Origin of the sequence: Sphingomonas pollutisoli (genome assembly GCF_029167165.1) — a bacterium.
Taxonomy (GTDB): Bacteria; Pseudomonadota; Alphaproteobacteria; order Sphingomonadales; family Sphingomonadaceae; genus Sphingomonas; species Sphingomonas pollutisoli.
In genome coordinates this window covers 119,665-134,964 of sequence record NZ_JARFNJ010000006.1, presented here as the reverse complement: position 1 = coordinate 134,964, position 15,300 = coordinate 119,665, and the positions used below count along the sequence as shown (strand labels likewise).

Sequence of the window (15,300 nt, the reverse complement as noted above, 5' to 3'; positions counted from 1 at the left end):
CCCTTGTATCTTTTCTTGTGGCGGCAAGGTGTGCCGCCGCGGCGACCAGGTCAAGCGGCGAGAAAGTCGGCGATTTCCTGACCCAATTCGGGCTTCGTCACCGCGCTCATATGGTTGCCCGGCATGTCGCGGAAGGTGCCGTTGGCCAGCGCGCCGGCCAGCTCGACACCCGAGCCATTGTCATGGTCATCGACGCCGCTCAGCACCAGCGTCGGCGTGGTGATCGCGGCCACGGCGTCCGCCGGCGTATCGACGAACGTGTCGAGGATGCGGAGCAGCGCCTGCGGATCGCCCTTGGTGGTCTTGAGGAAAGCCTCGGTCAGCCATTCGTTGCTGCCGCGCTCGAACGTGCCGAGATTGGTGAGCACATGGCGGAAGTGCCGCCCGCGCCCGGCGGTATGGACGATGCCCTGATAGCCCATCCCCGACAGCACCGCGCGGCGCGGCGTCGCGCCGCTCGCCAGCATCCGCACCGTGGTGCGCGCACCGAGCGAATAGCCGCCCAGATCATAATCGGTGAGCCCAAGATGTTCGATCAGCGCGAAGCCGTCGCGCATCAGCACGTCGGGCGGATAGCTGGCGGCATCGTGCGGCTTGGCGCTGCTGCCGTGCGCGCGCAGATCGGGCATGATGACCCGAAAGCCGCGCGCCGCGATCAGCGCGGCGTGGCCGTAGCGAATCCAGTTGGTGAAGGCGTCGGAGAAATAGCCATGGATCAGGACGAGCGGCCGCCTGTCGCCGGTTTCGCGCCAGGCGATCCGGGTGCCGTCGAAACTGTCGAAAAACTGCGGTTCAATCGGGGAGCTTGCCAATGGCGTCCATCCAGCGGTCTGAGGTCGAGGGATTATCCTCGCTCCTTATCCGCGGCAGGGCGTGCGTGTCGATCCACGCTTCGTGCAGGCTCTCGACTCCGAAATGGTGGCGCGGCACGAACCGTCCGGGGTCGTCGAAGCTGCCCACGGTCAGGTCCATCGTCTCGCCGGGCTTGAGGAACTCGAATGTCAGCGGCGTGCCGCACTCCCGGCAAAACCCGCGCTCGGCGATCGGCGAGGAGCGGAAACGCTCGGGCGGCTGCATCGTCCATTCGACATCGGCGATCCGCACGCCCTTGAACGCGATCGAAACGCCCCCGGTCGTGCGCTGGCACATCCGGCAGTGGCAGAGATAGGCGTCGTCGTCTTGGACCGTGACCGCATAACGGATGCGGCCGCATTGACAGCCGCCGGTGAGGGTTTCGGTCATGACACCAGCAGTTCAGTGTGGCTGCCTTGCCCATGCTGGATGGCGGCACGCGCGAACTTCTCATCAGCCGTCACGACCATCGCGCCTTCGGCTTGCGCTAGTGCGAGATACAGGCAGTCATACACGGGATGCTGTAACGCGAAGGACAAAGACAATGCTGTCGGCAGCAGGTCTTCTGCCGGAAAGAACGTATCGACGATCTGCTTGAGCGCCTGGACGCCAGCGTTCGCCACCGCCTCGTCCGCGCGTGACTGATGTGCTTTCTTCCAAAGCGCGTGCGTGACCTCGAGCAGCATCCAGTCCGGCGCGATAATCCGTGTTGCCGCACCCACCCGATCCAACGCCGCGTCGCTCTCCGGCTCTTCACTGACCAGCTTCACGGCGACGCTTGCATCGAGCACGATCGCGGTCATCCTGATCGGCCGTAACCGCTATCCCGCGCCTCGCGGATAATATCGGTGCTGTCGATGGAGCCTACGCCGGGCGGAGTGGAGGCGCGCATACGGTGCGACAGCGCCACCAGTTCCTCCTTGGACAGCCGCTTCCGCGCCGGCCGACTACGCTGAAGCGCGTCGCGGAGCTCGGCTTCGAGCGACCGCCCACCGTCCTTCGCTGCGCGCCGGAAATCCTCCAGCAAGCCGTCGTCGAGATTGCGGATCAGAACCTGTCCCATGTGACGATGATAGCATGTTGCTATCATCGTCACAACACTCAATCCGCCTTCTGCAAATGCCGCCGCCCCAGCAACTCGGCGATCTGCACCGCGTTCAGCGCCGCGCCCTTGCGGAGATTGTCGCTGACGCACCACAGCGCCAGTCCGTTCTCGACGGTCGGGTCTTCGCGCACGCGGCTGATGAAGGTCGCATATTCGCCCACGCATTCGACCGGGGTGACGTATCCGCCGTCCTCGCGCTTGTCGACGAGCATGATGCCCGGCGCTTCCCGCAGGATGTTCTGCGCCTCTTCGGCCGAAATCTCGCGTTCGAACTCGATGTTGATCGCTTCCGAATGGCCGACGAACACCGGCACGCGCACGCACGTCGCATGAACCTTGATCCGGGTGTCGAGGATCTTCTTGGTCTCGACCACCATCTTCCACTCTTCCTTGGTCGATCCGTCGTCGAGGAAGCTGTCGATATGCGGGATCACGTTGAAGGCGATCTGCTTGGTGAACTTCTTCGGCTCGGCCGGATCGCCGACGAAGATGTTGCGGCTCTGTTCGAACAGCTCGTCCATGCCCGCCTTGCCCGCGCCCGACACCGACTGATAGGTCGCGACGACGACCCGCTTGATGCCGGCGGCGTCATGCAACGGCTTGAGCGCCACCACCATCTGCGCGGTCGAGCAATTCGGGTTGGCGATGATGTTCTTGGCGCGATAGCCGTTGATCGCATCCGGGTTCACCTCCGGCACGATCAGCGGCACGTCCGGGTCCATCCGGTAGAGCGACGAATTGTCGATCACCGTACAGCCCGCCGCCGCAAAGCGCGGCGCGTGGATCTTGGTCGCGTCGGAACCGATCGCGAACAGCGCCATGTCCCAGCCGGTCGGATCGAAATGGTCGATGTTCTGGATCTTGAGCTTCTTGCCGGTCTCGCCGAAATCGACCTCGTCGCCCTGGCTGCGCGAGGACGCGAGCACGGCGATCTCGTCCGCCGGAAATTCGCGCTCGGCCAGAATGTTCAGCATTTCGCGCCCGACATTGCCCGTGGCACCCGCGACGACGATCCGATAACCCATGATATTCTCCAATTCGGGCCGTGCCCGTAGCGTCATTGCGCTGGTGCGTCCATCGACTTTGCTAATCGTGCGTGCGCGCCTGCCAGGTCGCATGCGTGATCCCGTGGACCGCAGCGAGATGATCGGTCAGCGCATCCAGTTCGCTCGCCGCGACATTGGTGCTGACCAGCTTGGCGACGATCTCCACCCGGTCCTCGCCGCGCGGCACCACATCGAGTTCGGCGACCGGCAGTTGCGCGCTTTCAAGATGCTCAGTCAACAAGTCGCCCATCGGCCCGGCCGCCTCGGCCTCCGTGGTGATGGTGACCGAATAGGTCGCCTCGACGCTCCGTCCCTCGATCGGTACGCGGTTGATCGCATCCACCAGCGGCCGCAGCACGGTGTTGACGAGGATCACCATGAAGGCCAGCAGCGCCGCCTCCGCAATCAGGTCGCTGCCGGCGATCGCACCGACCGCCGCCGAACACCACAAAGTCGCCGCGGTGTTGAGCCCGCGGACGTTCATCCCCTCCTTCATGATGACGCCCGCGCCGAGGAAGCCGATCCCCGACACGACATAGGCGATCACCCGGATCGATTCGACGTCGCCGCCGAGCCGCTCGCCCAGATCGACGAACGCCGCCGACCCCAGCGCGACCAGCGCGTTGGTGCGCAACCCCGCCGTGCGCTGCCGATACTGCCGCTCGGCGCCGATCAGCGTGCCGAGCACGAACGCGACGACGTAACTGACGACCGTGTCGAGGAACGGCAGCAGGTGGAAGGTCGTCAGGAACCGCATCGCGTTACGGCTTGGACTTCACGGTGCGATCGAGGAAGTTGAGGATCGTCCCCCACAGATGCGCGCTGATCCCCGGCCCACCGACACGGTGGGTCTGGCCGGGGTAGAACATCATCTCGAACGCGCGGTTCTGCTTCTGCATCTCGGCGGCGAACGCGGTCGAATTCTCGAACACGACATTGTCGTCGGCCATGCCGTGGATCAGCAGCAGCGGATCGGCGATCCTGGCGGCATCGCCGATCGCGTCGGACGCCGTGTACGCGGCGGCATCCTTGCCCGGATCGCCCATATAGCGCTCGGTATAATGGGTGTCGTAGAGTTCCCACTTGGTCACCGGTGCGCCCGAGACGCCGGCGGCATAGACGCCCTGGTTCGCCTCCAGCATCTTGAGCGTCATATAGCCGCCATAGGACCAGCCGTAGATCGCCACCTTGGCGGGATCGACGAACGGCTGGCTCTTGACGAACTTCGCGCCCGCCAACTGATCCGCCACCTCGACCGTGCCCATCGCCCGGTAGATCGCATCCTCGAACGCCTTGCCGCGATTGTACGATCCGCGGTTGTCGATCTGGAAGAACACATAGCCGTGCTGCACGAGATATTGCGGCAGCGCCCCGCCCCACGCGCGCGTCACCTGCTGGCCGGTGCCGGGGCCGCCATAATGCTGGAAAAATACCGGGTATTTCTTGCCGGGTTCGAGCGCTGGCGCGATCATCTCGTAATAGAGCGGCGTGCCGTCATCGGCCTTGATCGTGCCGAACTGGGTGCTGCGATGCGCGGCGCGATACGGGTAATAAGGATGCCCCGGCACCACGGCATTCTCGTTGATCCACGCCAGCCGCTTGCCCCCGCTATCCGCGAGATAGGTTTGCGGCGGCTGATCGGGGTTCGAGCGGGTGACGATCAGCCGGCTCGCATCGCCGTCCATCGTCGCTGTGTTCCACCAGCCGGCTTCGGTCAGCCGGGTGATGGCATTGCCGTGCTTGAGGTCGAGTGCATAGACATGCTGTTCGAGCGGCCCGTCCTTGTTGGCGACGAAGGTGATCCGCCCGGCCTTCTCGTCCACCCCGATCAGCGCCTGCACGACCCAATCGCCCTTGGTAAGTTGCGTCCATTTGCCGTGTGCGTAGCGATAGAGATGGCGATTGCCGCTGCGTTCGGACGCCCAGATCAGGCTACCATCGCCGAGCACGCGATACGCGTCGCTGAGGTTGAGCCAACTGCGCGTGCCCGATTTTTCGGTGAACAGCACCTGCGCCTTGCCCGTCGCGGGATCGACGCTCAGCATGTCGAGCGTCTTCTGGTCGCGGCTCTGGCGCTGGACGAGCAAGGTCTTGCCGTCGGGCGTCCAGTCGACGCGCGCGAGGTAGATGTCGCGGTTCGCGCCGAGATCGACCTTGACCTGCTTGCCGTCCAGACCGACGACGTAGAGATCGACGAGCGCGTTGGGCGTGCCCGCCGCCGGATAGCGCTGGTCATAGACCTTGGTGCCGTCCGCGCCGATCGCGGCGCGGGTGACCACGCCGACGGGCGCCTCGTCGAACCGCTCGACCGCGATCCGCGTCTCGTCGGGCGACCACCAATAGCCGGTGAAGCGGTGCATTTCCTCCTGCGCGACGAACTCGGCCTCGCCCCAGTGGACCGTCCCGCCACCGCCCTGCGTCACCGCGCGCGCCGCGCCGCCGCCAAGCGGCTGGACGAACAGATTCTGGTCGCGCACGAAACCAATGAAGCCGCTCTTCGACGATACGGACGGGTTGAGCTGGCCGCCGGGCTGGTCGGTCAGCCGGCGCACCTGCCCGTCGAGCCCGGCGAGGAACAGATCGCCGTCGAGCGGCACCAGGATCGCCTTGCCGTCAGGCGCCCAATCATAGGCGACGATCCCTTTCGATCCGCCGATCCGCGCGCGCTCGCGCTGCATCTTCTCGGCCTCGGACAGTTCGGCGCCAGTGCCGATCTTGCGCGAATCGACCAGCATCCGCTCCTCGCCGGTGCGCGTGTCGCGCGCCCACAGGTCGAGCCGGTCCTTCTCGTCGGCGCGCGGACGCAGCGAGGTCAGCAACGTACCGTCGGGCGAGAGCCGCAGCGCGCGCGGCTGCGGCCCGGCGAGATCGGGGCTGGCGAAGACGCGGTCGAGCGTCAGCGCCTGCTGCGCCGGCTCAGCCGCCATGAGGGGAACCGGTGCCGAACACAACACCACCGCAGCGAGCAACGCGCCTTTTCGCAAACACCATCTCCGCATCTCACAGATCGTCGTCGCCGGCACGGACGGCAGGCGGGTGCGGCCTTATCGCGGTGCGCGACCGGCGCGTAAAGGGGCGGGTTTGCGCCAGGGCAACCGCCGCCCCTCGATCAGCGAGCGCCATGCCCATTCGACCGGCGCGATATCGAAGTGGCGGACATATCGGTTCGCCGCCCAGAGCAGCGCCGCGTCGATCGCGAACGCCGTCACCATCAGCGGCCCCCAGGTGAGCTTTCCATACAGCGCGAGCGCGAACGGCGGGAACAGCAGCCACAGGCAAATCAGCGTCTGCGCGATATACAGCGTCAGCGCCGTCCGCCCCGCCGCGACGAACGGCCGCAGCAGCCGCGCGCCGCGCGCGCTCGTCGCCAGCAGGTTGATGAGCGCGATATGCCCGAGCGTGACCGCGAGCCGCGCCAGTTCGGAGGTTGCCCAGTCGAGCTTGGGCGCGTCATCGAAGCGCATCGCCTGCCACACCGTCACGCAGCGCAGCGTGACGCCGATCGCATAGCCGATCACCGCCATCCCGACATAAAAGCGCCGCGATCGCCCGCCCTGGATCAGCCCGAGCTTGAACAGCCCCGCCCCGATCAGCATCGTCGAGGCGGCTTCCCACACGAACAGCGCTTCCAGCCCATAGCCCTCGATCACGCCGATCGTATTCCACTGCGCCCGCGCCCAGGTGAGCGCGGTGCCGCTGCGTGCCACGTCCTCCGCGGCGACGCGCGCGGCGAGCTCGCGATCGCGCTTGGCCTTGGTGGCCTCGTGCGTCTTCTGCGCGGCGATCGCCGCCCGGTCCGCCGCGTCGAGCGGAAGCCGCTCACGCTGCTTCACCGCCACCTGCGCGAGCGTGGCCTGCCGCTGCGCGATCCGCTGATAGTCGCTCGCGCCGCTGACGAGCGTGAACGCGGCGAGGTTGAGGCCGATCACAACCAGCCACCTGCCGGGCAGCCGCGCGAACAGGAACGCGATCAGCGCGGCGATGCCATATGTGTGGAGGATGTCGCCCGGCCACAGCAGGATGAAGATGTGGACGAGCCCGAAGCCGAGCAGGATCAGGTTGCGCACATAATAGCGCCCCAGCACCTGAAGATGCCCCGCCGCTTCGGCCGCGCGGCCGGTGAGGATCACCATGCCGGCCCCGAACAGCATCTCCAGCATGCAGCGCGCGGTGCCGTTGGCGAACACCTCGCGCAGCCACCACGCCACCTGATCGCTCGCGCTCCAGCCGAGATGCCGCACGTCGTCGAACGACGCGAACAGCGACTGTCCCATGTCGTTGATGTTCATGAACAGGATGCCGAGGATCGCCACGCCGCGCAGGATGTCGAGCACGGCGATGCGCGGCGCGCCATCCGGCTCGGCCGCCGTGGTCATCGGTACGTCGTTCACCCTGGCGTTCTCCTCGGCAAGGTTCCAACCAGCCCGTGCCTTGCGAAGGCAACACACCCCTACCGTTCGTCCCGAGCGAAGTCGAGGGACAGCCGCGCGCATCCGAAATTGTGTCTCGGTTCCGCTCGACGCGAAGGGTTTCGAAGACACGCAGCAAAAAGGGCGCGGGAGCCATCGCCCCCGCGCCCTTTCCAAACGCCGGTCGTCGCGGCTTATTCGGCGGCGACGATGCCCTTGGCCGGACGGTTGTCGCGGCGCTCGGCGATACGCGCCGACTTGCCGGTGCGGCCACGCAGGTAATACAGCTTGGCACGACGCACCGCGCCCTTGCGGACGACTTCGATGCTGTCGATGTTCGGCGAATACAGCGGGAAGACGCGCTCGACGCCCTCGCCGAAGCTGATCTTGCGCACGGTGAAGTTGGAACCCATGCCCTTGTTCGAGCGCGCGATGCACACGCCCTCATAGTTCTGCACGCGGGTGCGGTCGCCTTCGACCACCTTCACGCCGACTTTCAGCGTGTCGCCCGGGCGGAAATCGGGGATAGTCTTGTTCGCCAGGAACTTGGCGATGTTTTCGGCTTCGATCGTCTGGATGAGATTCATCTCATGCGTCCTTCGTCTGTCGCCGCGCGCCAGAGGGAGGCTTGACCCGAGCGCCCTCGTGGCGCTCCCAAAGGTCCGGCCTCCTTAGCCGTGTCTCGGTCTCGGCCATGTGCTTTCGCCATGCCGCGATCCTCGCATGATCCCCCGATCGCAGCACTTCGGGGATCGTGCGCCCTTCCCAGTCAACAGGTCGGGTATAGTGCGGATATTCGAGAAGGCCGCTTTCGAAGCTCTCGTCATCCCCGCTGGAAGGCGCGCCCATTACGCCGGGAAGCAGCCGAATGCAAGCGTCGAGAAGGACGAGCGCCCCCATCTCTCCGCCCGAGAGGATATAGTCGCCGATCGACACCTCTTCGATGCCGCGCCCTTCGAAGATCCGCTCGTCGAACCCCTCGAACCGCCCGCACAGGATCGTGACGCCAGGGCCACTCGCGAGCGCGCGCACGCGAGCCTGCGTGAGCGGCGCCCCGCGCGGCGTCATCGCGAGCAGCGGCGCGCCGGTGGCGACGCTGTCGATCGCGGCGGCGAGCACATCGGCGCGCAGCACCATACCCGCCCCGCCTCCGGCCGGCGTATCGTCAACGGTGCGATGCTTGTCGGTCGCGAAATCGCGGATGTTGCGCGCATCGAGACTCCACCGCCCCTCCGCCAGCGCCCGCCCGGCCAGCGACAGGCCGAGCGGGCCGGGGAACATATCCGGGTAGAGCGTGAGGATGGTGGCGGCGAAGGTCATGCCGCGCGCGTCCAGTCCTCGACGCGCAAGCCCGGAATGTCGGCGAAGTCAGACAGGTTCCGCGTGATGACGGTCGCGCCAAGGCTGAGGGCATGTCCAGCCAACAGGCGATCGAAGCGACCACGCCGGAAAGGCATCTTAGCGTAAGCTCGCGCCGCGGCCTCGTCGAACGGCATGAGTGGTATCTGCTCGATCAGCCGTTCAAGCATATCGATCGATGGCGCCAGACCATTTTCGCTGCCTAGCGCTAGCTCGGCGAAGACGATCGCCGACATTCGTATGTCGCCGATCGCCGTCGCTTCGACCCGCCGGGTCAGCGCTGGATAGTTGCCACCGACGAGATAGATGATCGTATTCGTATCGACGAGATACATCAGCTATCGCGACCAAGCAGGTGCCAATCGCGCGGCGAATCGTCGAAATCCTCACGCGGCAGCGGCTTGAGCCACGGCATCGACCCGGCAATTCCGGTCAGGTCGATCTTTCGCTTGGGCGCATCGACCGGCTCGAAGCTGAACCGGCCATGTTCCTCGCGGACGCGCATTTCGGCGCCTTCCTCAAGGCCAAGCGCCTTGGGCAGCCGCAGGGCCAGCGAATTGCCCGACTTGAACACCTTGGCTTTATATTCCTCGCTCATGGCCGTCACTCCGTATATACGAATAGTATATACTAAACCACGAATGCCCCGTCAACGACCACCCGCTCGCCGTCCCATTCGGGCACCGCGTCGGTGGTCATCGGCACCATGAAGCGCTGGCCGCTCTCGCGTTCGATCTCGATCACGTCGCCCGCCCCGAAATCCTCGATCAGCACGACACGCCCAAGCGGCTCACCCTCGGTCGATACCGCGGTGAGCCCGATCAGGTCGGAATGATAATATTCGCCGGGTTCGAGCGGTGGCAGCGCCGAACGCGGCACCGTCAGTTCGGTGCCGCGCAGCGCTTCGGCTGCGTTGCGATCGGTCACTTCGGCGAAGCGCGCGATCGTGCCGTTGCTGCCGGGGCGCGCCGACTTCAACGTCAGCGCGCCGCCATTCAGCACCGTGTAGCGCGCCAGATCCTCGGTGAAGACCTTGAGCCGCACCTCCCCCGTCACGCCATGCGCGCCGATGATGACGGCAAGCGTAACGGGGCGATCCGCCGACATTATGCTTCGGCCGAAGCCTCTTCAGCGGCAGCCTCTTCGGCGGGCGCAGCCGCGGCGGCCTTGGCGGCCTCCTCGGCTTCGGCGAGCTTGGTGGCGCGTTCCTCGGCGCGCTCGGTCGCCTTCTCGCCGGGCTTGCCCTTGTTCGGGTTGTTGCGCGCGGCGCGCTCCTTCACGCCGGCCGCATCAAGGAAGCGGGCGACACGGTCGGTCGGCTGCGCGCCGTTGCCGAGCCAGTGCTTCGCGCGCTCGGCGTCGAGGATGATGCGCTTCTCGTCATCCTTGGCGAGCAGCGGATTGTACGTGCCGATCTTCTCGATGAACCGGCCGTCGCGCGGCGAGCGCGCGTCCGCCACGACGATGCGGTAATAGGGACGCTTCTTGGAACCGCCACGCGACAGACGAATGCTGAGTGCCATCTTGAACTACTTCCTTCTTGATTTCCGTCGCCCCGGCGGAGGCCGGGGCCGCTATGGTGGTGGGCGCTACGTGTCTCCACGCAGCGGCCCCGGCCTCCGCCGGGGCGACGAACCCTACTTCTTCTTGTTCATCAAATTCTCGAACCCCGGCGGCAGCTTGGCCTGCCCGCCGCCAAGCCCGGGCAGACCGCCCGAATTGCCGCCGATCAGGCTGCCGATATCGGGCATGCCGGCCCCGCCGAGGCCACCCATGCCGCCACCGCCCATGCCGCCCTTGCCGAACATCGCCGCCATGCCCTTCAACCCGCCCATCTTGCGGATCTTCTTCATGGCGCCGGCCATTTCCTGATGCATCTTGAGCAGCTTGTTGACGTCCTGCACGGTCGTCCCCGAACCCTTGGCGACGCGGATCTTGCGTTTGGCGTTGAGCAGCTCCGGCTTGGCGCGCTCCTTGGGGGTCATCGAGCCGATCATCGCGTCCATGTGGATCAGCACCTTGTCGCCGCCGACCTGCTGGACCGCGTTCTGCGCCTTCTTGAGCCCCGGCAGCATCCCCGCGAGCGCGCCGAGCCCACCCATCTTGCGCATCTGCTGGAGCTGCGCACGCAGATCGTTGAGATCGAACTGGCCCTTGGCGAGCCGCGCCGCGATCTTCTCGGCATCTTCCTGCTGGATCGTCTCAGCGGCGCGTTCGACCAGGCTGACGACGTCGCCCATGCCGAGGATGCGGCCCGCGACCCGGCTGGGATGGAAGGCTTCGAGCGCGTCCATCTTCTCGCCGGTACCGGCGAACTTGATCGGCTTGCCGGTGACCGCGCGCATCGACAGCGCCGCGCCGCCGCGCGCATCACCGTCCATGCGGGTCAGCACCACGCCGGTCAGCGGCACCTGCTGCGAGAAGCTCGTCGCGACGTTGACCGCGTCCTGACCGGTCAGCGCATCGACGACGAGCAGGATTTCCGCCGGCTTCGCGACATCGGCGACCGCGCGCATCTCGTCCATCAGCGCCTGGTCGACGTGGAGGCGGCCCGCCGTGTCGAGCATCAGCACGTCATAGCCCTGCAGCTTCGCCGCCTGGAGCGCGCGTCGCGCGATATCGACCGGCTGCTGGCCCGGCACGATCGGCAGCGTCGCCACCTCGGTCTGCGTGCCCAGCGTGGCGAGCTGTTCCTGCGCATTGGGGCGATTGACGTCGAGCGACGCCATCAGCACCTTCTTGCGCTCGCGCCCGCCCTGCCCGCCGGACAGACGGCGGGCGATCTTGGCGGTGGTCGTCGTCTTGCCAGAGCCTTGCAGGCCGACCATCATGATGACGGCGGGCGGCGCCACGCCCAGATCGAGTTCGGCGGCGGTGCCATCGCCGTCGCCGCCGAGCATCGCGACCAGCGCGTCGTTGACGATCTTGACGACCTGCTGCCCCGGCGTGACCGAGCGCAGCACCTGCTGGCCGATCGCCTGCTCGGTCGCCTTGTCGACGAACTCGCGCGCCACCGGCAGCGCGACGTCGGCTTCGAGCAGCGCGACGCGCACCTCGCGCATCGCCGCGCGCACGTCCGCCTCGGTCAGCGACCCGCGGCCGCGCAACCGATCGAACACACCGCCAAGACGGTCGCTGAGGCTCTCGAACATCGTCAAACCTTCCACTTCGAACGCCGCCGCCCTATGGGAAAACGCAAAAGACGCCGGCGGACGAAACCTCGTCGGCCGGCGTAGCCCCGCAGGGCAAGCCTTTCACGAATCCCCTTGGGGACGCGATCAAAGGCGGCACTAGCGGTTTTGCACCGGCATCGCAAGCGCCGCGCTCATGCCCTGCTCGCTGCGGAGTGCCGCGCTCGCACGCCGGCCAGCGCAGAATGGACAATGGTCGCGCCCGTCCCTAGATCACCGCGCATGACCGACCGCGCCGGCCCTGTCGTGGCTGACCCCCACATCGTCAGCCTGGGCTGCCGGCTCAACATCGCCGAGAGCGAGACGATCCGCGCGCTGCTCGCCGGACGCGACACAGTCGTCGTCAACAGTTGCGCGGTCACCAACGGCGCGGTCGCCGAGACCCGCGCCGCCATCCGCCGCGCGCGCCGCGACCGCCCGGCCGCGGAGATCGTGGTGACCGGCTGCGCCGCGCAGATTGATCCGGCGGGCTTCGCGGCGATGCCCGAGGTTGATCGCGTCATCGGCAACGCCGAAAAGCTGCACGCCTCGGCGTGGCAGGCGACCGCGCCCGTGCTCGTCGGCGATATCATGCGGGTGCGCGACACCGCCCCGCATCTGGCGAGCGCCTTCGCCGCGCACGCCCGCGCCTTCGTCGAGGTGCAGAACGGCTGCGACCATCGCTGCACCTTCTGCGCGATTCCCTTTGGACGCGGCAACAGCCGCTCGGTGCCGGCGGGCGGCGTGATCGACCGGATCGCGGCGCTGGTCGATGCGGGCTATCGCGAGGTGGTGCTCACCGGGGTCGATCTCACCAGCTACGGCCCCGATCTGCCCGGCGCGCCGAGCCTCGGCCTGCTCGTCGAGCGCATCCTCGCGCATGTGCCCCGGCTCGAACGGCTGCGGCTGTCCTCGCTCGACTCGGTCGAGATCGACGACCGGCTGTTCGATCTGATCGCCGGGCACCCGCGTGTCATGCCGCACGTCCACCTGTCGTTCCAGGCCGGCGACGACATGATCCTCAAGCGGATGAAGCGCCGCCACAGCCGCGCGCAGGCGGTGGCGCTGGTCGCCCGCCTCAAGGCGGCGCGCCCGGACGTCGCGATCGGCGCCGATCTGATCGCCGGATTCCCGACCGAGGATGCCGCGATGTTCGCGAACACGCTAGCGCTGATCGACGATTGCGACATCGTCCACGCGCACATCTTCCCCTATTCGCCCCGAGAGGGCACGCCGGCGGCGCGGATGCCGCAAGTACCGGTGGCGGTGCGCAAGGCGCGTGCCGGCGCACTGCGCGCGGCGGCGGCGCGGCGCAAGGCGGCATGGCTCCAGCGCCTCGTCGGCACCGAACAGGACGTGCTGATCGAGCGCCCCGGTGATCGCGGCCATGCCGGCAACTTCGCCGAAGTTCGCTTCCCCGCCCCGCCCCCCGTTCGTGCTGAGCCTGTCGAAGCCTGTCCTGAGCGGCTGGCTTTGCCAGCCAGCCGAAGGGCACGTGCGCCCGGAACACGCCCTTCGACAAGCTCAGGGCGAACGGTTGGTGTAGGCGACGTCCTTCGCCTCATCATCACCGCCACGGACGGCCTCACCCTCCAAGCCACCCCGATACTCTCCCCGGCGGCGAACCAACCCGCCCCATCGCGACAAAAGGCCCTCGCATGAGCACCACACCCGGCTGGCACGAGCGCCTGCTCGGCGGCTTCAAGCGCACCTCCGATCGGCTGATCGGCAACCTCGTCGGGCTCGGCACCGCCCCGCTCGACACCGGGACGCTCGACGAGATCGAGGAAGCGCTGATCGCCTCGGATCTTGGCCCGGAGACCGCGCACCGCATCCGCGACCGGCTCGCCTCGGGCATGTTCGAGCGCGACATGGAGGATCTCGGCATCCGCCTCACCGTCGCCGAAGAGGTCGAGAAGGTGCTGGAGAAGGTCGCCAAGCCGCTCGAGATCGAGGCGTTCCCGCGTCCGCAGGTGATCCTCGTCATCGGCGTCAACGGATCGGGCAAGACCACCACGATCGCCAAACTCGCGCACTGGCTGAAAGAGCAGGATTATGCGGTGATGCTCGCCGCTGGCGACACCTTCCGCGCCGCCGCGATCGGCCAGCTCGCAACCTGGGCCGAGCGCGCGGGCGTGCCGATCATCAGCGGCAAGGAAGGCGGCGATGCCGCCGGCATCGTCTATGAGGCTGTCAAGCAGGCGACCGCGATCGGCACCGACGTGCTGATCGTCGACACCGCCGGCCGGCTCCAGAACAAGCGCGAGCTGATGGACGAGCTCGCCAAGATCCGCCGCGTGCTCGGCCGGCTCAACCCGGCCGCGCCGCACGACGTGGTGCTGGTGCTCGATGCCACCACCGGCCAGAACGCTCTATCGCAGATCGAAGTGTTCAAGGAGATGGCGGGCGTCACCGGCCTCGTCATGACCAAGCTCGACGGCTCCGCGCGCGGCGGCATCCTCGTCGCGGCGGCGGAGAAATACGGGCTGCCGATCCACGCGATCGGCGTCGGCGAGGGCATGGGCGATCTCCGCCCGTTCGACGCCAACGAAGTCTCGCGGATCATCGCCGGTGTCGATGGAGTGAAGCGCCGTGGATAAGAAGCCGGTCAACGCGCCGATGCTGCGCATGGCGGTCGATTACGGCCCGCTCGTGGTGTTCTTCGTGGTCAATTATCTGGCTCCCGGCCCGGTCGTGGCCAAGGCGATCGCCGCGACGATCGCGTTCATGATCGCCGAAGTGGCGGCGCTACTGTTCTCGCGGCTGCGGCTCGGCTCGATCTCGCCGATGCTGTGGATCACCGGCGTCCTCGTGCTCGTGTTCGGCGCGCTGACCATCTATTTCCACGATCAGCAGTTCATCCAGATGAAGCCGACCTTCGTCTATGCGCTGTTCGGCGGCCTGCTGCTGTTCGGCTGGCTTACCGGACGCCCGCTGCTCCAGCAACTGCTCGAAACCGCCTATCCGGGGCTGGATGCCGAGGGCTGGCGCAAGCTGACGCGCAACTGGGCGGTCTTCTTCATCCTGATGGCGATCGGCAACGAAGCCGTGTGGCGCGGCACCGCGATGCTGTGGGGCAAAGATGCCGGGTGGAACGCCTGGCTGTGGTACAAGATGCCCGGCTGCGTCATCATCACGCTCGTGTTCGCGATGGCCAACGTGCCGATGTTGATGAAACACGGCCTGACGCTCGGTGAGGAAAAGCCGCCGCTGGTCCCGCCGGAGGGGTGATCGTTTGGTCGATCACCCGGCCTCAAAACGTCACCCCAGCGCAAGCTGGGGTCTCGCGCGATCGGGCGAGCGTGCCGAACCTCGCGGGAAGATGCCAGCTTACGCTGGCATGACGGCGAGTGGCCTTC

At 66.8% G+C, this 15,300-nt stretch carries 18 protein-coding genes; 3 read left to right on the top strand and 15 right to left on the bottom strand.

The features are described from left to right. Positions 1-50: 50 nt before the first annotated feature. From PX554_RS14620 to ffh, 15 genes are all read right to left on the bottom strand, one after another. Entirely contained in the window at positions 51-812 is a 762-nt protein-coding gene (locus tag PX554_RS14620) for an alpha/beta fold hydrolase (RefSeq protein ID WP_275502905.1), read from the bottom strand. Beyond that, on the bottom strand, positions 793-1,242 hold the full coding sequence (locus tag PX554_RS14615) for a GFA family protein (RefSeq protein WP_275502903.1): 450 nt from the start codon (positions 1,240-1,242) through the stop codon (positions 793-795). Before PX554_RS14615 ends, PX554_RS14620 begins: the two co-directional genes overlap by 20 nt. Further along, positions 1,239-1,655, bottom strand: a complete 417-nt coding sequence (locus tag PX554_RS14610) for a type II toxin-antitoxin system VapC family toxin (RefSeq protein ID WP_093224144.1) — start codon at positions 1,653-1,655, stop codon at positions 1,239-1,241. The genes PX554_RS14615 and PX554_RS14610 overlap by 4 nt, the downstream gene beginning before the upstream one ends. Continuing rightward, positions 1,652-1,915, bottom strand: coding sequence for a FitA-like ribbon-helix-helix domain-containing protein (locus PX554_RS14605; protein WP_093224145.1), 264 nt, complete (start codon positions 1,913-1,915; stop codon positions 1,652-1,654). The genes PX554_RS14610 and PX554_RS14605 overlap by 4 nt, the downstream gene beginning before the upstream one ends. A gap of 38 nt (positions 1,916-1,953) precedes the next feature. Continuing rightward, positions 1,954-2,982, bottom strand: coding sequence for an aspartate-semialdehyde dehydrogenase (locus tag PX554_RS14600; RefSeq protein WP_275502898.1), 1,029 nt, complete (start codon positions 2,980-2,982; stop codon positions 1,954-1,956). Between the two features lie 61 nt (positions 2,983-3,043). After that, positions 3,044-3,760 (bottom strand): MgtC/SapB family protein, encoded by a 717-nt coding sequence (locus tag PX554_RS14595; protein ID WP_275502896.1) that lies wholly within the window; start codon positions 3,758-3,760, stop codon positions 3,044-3,046. 4 nt (positions 3,761-3,764) lie between these two features. After that, positions 3,765-6,002, bottom strand: a complete 2,238-nt coding sequence (locus PX554_RS14590) for a S9 family peptidase (RefSeq protein ID WP_275502894.1) — start codon at positions 6,000-6,002, stop codon at positions 3,765-3,767. A gap of 45 nt (positions 6,003-6,047) precedes the next feature. Further along, positions 6,048-7,394, bottom strand: coding sequence for a DUF418 domain-containing protein (locus tag PX554_RS14585; RefSeq protein WP_275502892.1), 1,347 nt, complete (start codon positions 7,392-7,394; stop codon positions 6,048-6,050). A 212-nt stretch (positions 7,395-7,606) separates the two neighbouring features. Beyond that, on the bottom strand, positions 7,607-7,999 hold the full coding sequence (gene rplS, locus PX554_RS14580) for a 50S ribosomal protein L19 (protein ID WP_275502891.1): 393 nt from the start codon (positions 7,997-7,999) through the stop codon (positions 7,607-7,609). A 1-nt stretch (position 8,000) separates the two neighbouring features. Beyond that, positions 8,001-8,732 (bottom strand): tRNA (guanosine(37)-N1)-methyltransferase TrmD, encoded by a 732-nt coding sequence (trmD, locus tag PX554_RS14575; protein ID WP_275502889.1) that lies wholly within the window; start codon positions 8,730-8,732, stop codon positions 8,001-8,003. After that, positions 8,729-9,106 carry a type II toxin-antitoxin system VapC family toxin gene (locus tag PX554_RS14570; RefSeq protein WP_338061598.1) on the bottom strand — a complete coding sequence of 126 codons (378 nt, stop codon included), beginning with the start codon at positions 9,104-9,106 and terminating at the stop codon, positions 8,729-8,731. Before PX554_RS14570 ends, trmD begins: the two co-directional genes overlap by 4 nt. Further along, a complete protein-coding gene (locus tag PX554_RS14565; RefSeq protein WP_093224157.1) occupies positions 9,106-9,369 on the bottom strand; it encodes an AbrB/MazE/SpoVT family DNA-binding domain-containing protein in 264 nt (87 codons plus the stop codon). The genes PX554_RS14570 and PX554_RS14565 overlap by 1 nt, the downstream gene beginning before the upstream one ends. 32 nt (positions 9,370-9,401) lie before the next feature. Next, entirely contained in the window at positions 9,402-9,878 is a 477-nt protein-coding gene (gene rimM / locus PX554_RS14560) for a ribosome maturation factor RimM (RefSeq protein ID WP_093224159.1), read from the bottom strand. After that, complete coding sequence (gene rpsP / locus PX554_RS14555) at positions 9,878-10,294, bottom strand: 30S ribosomal protein S16 (RefSeq protein WP_093224160.1); 417 nt, start codon at positions 10,292-10,294, stop codon at positions 9,878-9,880. The genes rimM and rpsP overlap by 1 nt, the downstream gene beginning before the upstream one ends. A gap of 114 nt (positions 10,295-10,408) precedes the next feature. Beyond that, on the bottom strand, positions 10,409-11,923 hold the full coding sequence (gene ffh / locus PX554_RS14550; protein WP_275502880.1) for a signal recognition particle protein: 1,515 nt from the start codon (positions 11,921-11,923) through the stop codon (positions 10,409-10,411). A 261-nt stretch (positions 11,924-12,184) separates the two neighbouring features. Here ffh and mtaB point away from each other — a divergent pair, with 261 nt between their 5' ends. The 3 genes from mtaB to PX554_RS14535 are packed head-to-tail and all read left to right on the top strand — an operon-like array spanning position 12,185 to position 15,172. Next, positions 12,185-13,603 carry a tRNA (N(6)-L-threonylcarbamoyladenosine(37)-C(2))-methylthiotransferase MtaB gene (mtaB, locus tag PX554_RS14545; protein ID WP_275502878.1) on the top strand — a complete coding sequence of 473 codons (1,419 nt, stop codon included), beginning with the start codon at positions 12,185-12,187 and terminating at the stop codon, positions 13,601-13,603. Further along, on the top strand, positions 13,600-14,541 hold the full coding sequence (gene ftsY, locus PX554_RS14540; RefSeq protein ID WP_275502876.1) for a signal recognition particle-docking protein FtsY: 942 nt from the start codon (positions 13,600-13,602) through the stop codon (positions 14,539-14,541). The genes mtaB and ftsY overlap by 4 nt, the downstream gene beginning before the upstream one ends. Further along, positions 14,534-15,172, top strand: a complete 639-nt coding sequence (locus PX554_RS14535) for an inner membrane-spanning protein YciB (protein ID WP_338061597.1) — start codon at positions 14,534-14,536, stop codon at positions 15,170-15,172. Before ftsY ends, PX554_RS14535 begins: the two co-directional genes overlap by 8 nt. The last annotated feature ends 128 nt before the right edge of the window (positions 15,173-15,300 follow it).

What these genes read in the sequence shown, in the direction of transcription:
- rimM (WP_093224159.1), bottom strand. Translation starts at nt 9,878, where the DNA reads ATGTCGGCGGATCGCCCCGTTACGCTTGCCGTCATCATCGGCGCGCAT.
- PX554_RS14570 (WP_338061598.1), bottom strand. Translation starts at nt 9,106, where the DNA reads ATGTATCTCGTCGATACGAATACGATCATCTATCTCGTCGGTGGCAAC.
- PX554_RS14595 (WP_275502896.1), bottom strand. Translation starts at nt 3,760, where the DNA reads ATGCGGTTCCTGACGACCTTCCACCTGCTGCCGTTCCTCGACACGGTC.
- PX554_RS14565 (WP_093224157.1), bottom strand. Translation starts at nt 9,369, where the DNA reads ATGAGCGAGGAATATAAAGCCAAGGTGTTCAAGTCGGGCAATTCGCTG.
- PX554_RS14590 (WP_275502894.1), bottom strand. Translation starts at nt 6,002, where the DNA reads ATGCGGAGATGGTGTTTGCGAAAAGGCGCGTTGCTCGCTGCGGTGGTG.
- rpsP (WP_093224160.1), bottom strand. Translation starts at nt 10,294, where the DNA reads ATGGCACTCAGCATTCGTCTGTCGCGTGGCGGTTCCAAGAAGCGTCCC.
- rplS (WP_275502891.1), bottom strand. Translation starts at nt 7,999, where the DNA reads ATGAATCTCATCCAGACGATCGAAGCCGAAAACATCGCCAAGTTCCTG.
- PX554_RS14605 (WP_093224145.1), bottom strand. Translation starts at nt 1,915, where the DNA reads ATGGGACAGGTTCTGATCCGCAATCTCGACGACGGCTTGCTGGAGGAT.
- ftsY (WP_275502876.1), top strand. Translation starts at nt 13,600, where the DNA reads ATGAGCACCACACCCGGCTGGCACGAGCGCCTGCTCGGCGGCTTCAAG.
- ffh (WP_275502880.1), bottom strand. Translation starts at nt 11,923, where the DNA reads ATGTTCGAGAGCCTCAGCGACCGTCTTGGCGGTGTGTTCGATCGGTTG.
- PX554_RS14600 (WP_275502898.1), bottom strand. Translation starts at nt 2,982, where the DNA reads ATGGGTTATCGGATCGTCGTCGCGGGTGCCACGGGCAATGTCGGGCGC.
- PX554_RS14615 (WP_275502903.1), bottom strand. Translation starts at nt 1,242, where the DNA reads ATGACCGAAACCCTCACCGGCGGCTGTCAATGCGGCCGCATCCGTTAT.
- trmD (WP_275502889.1), bottom strand. Translation starts at nt 8,732, where the DNA reads ATGACCTTCGCCGCCACCATCCTCACGCTCTACCCGGATATGTTCCCC.
- mtaB (WP_275502878.1), top strand. Translation starts at nt 12,185, where the DNA reads ATGACCGACCGCGCCGGCCCTGTCGTGGCTGACCCCCACATCGTCAGC.
- PX554_RS14610 (WP_093224144.1), bottom strand. Translation starts at nt 1,655, where the DNA reads ATGACCGCGATCGTGCTCGATGCAAGCGTCGCCGTGAAGCTGGTCAGT.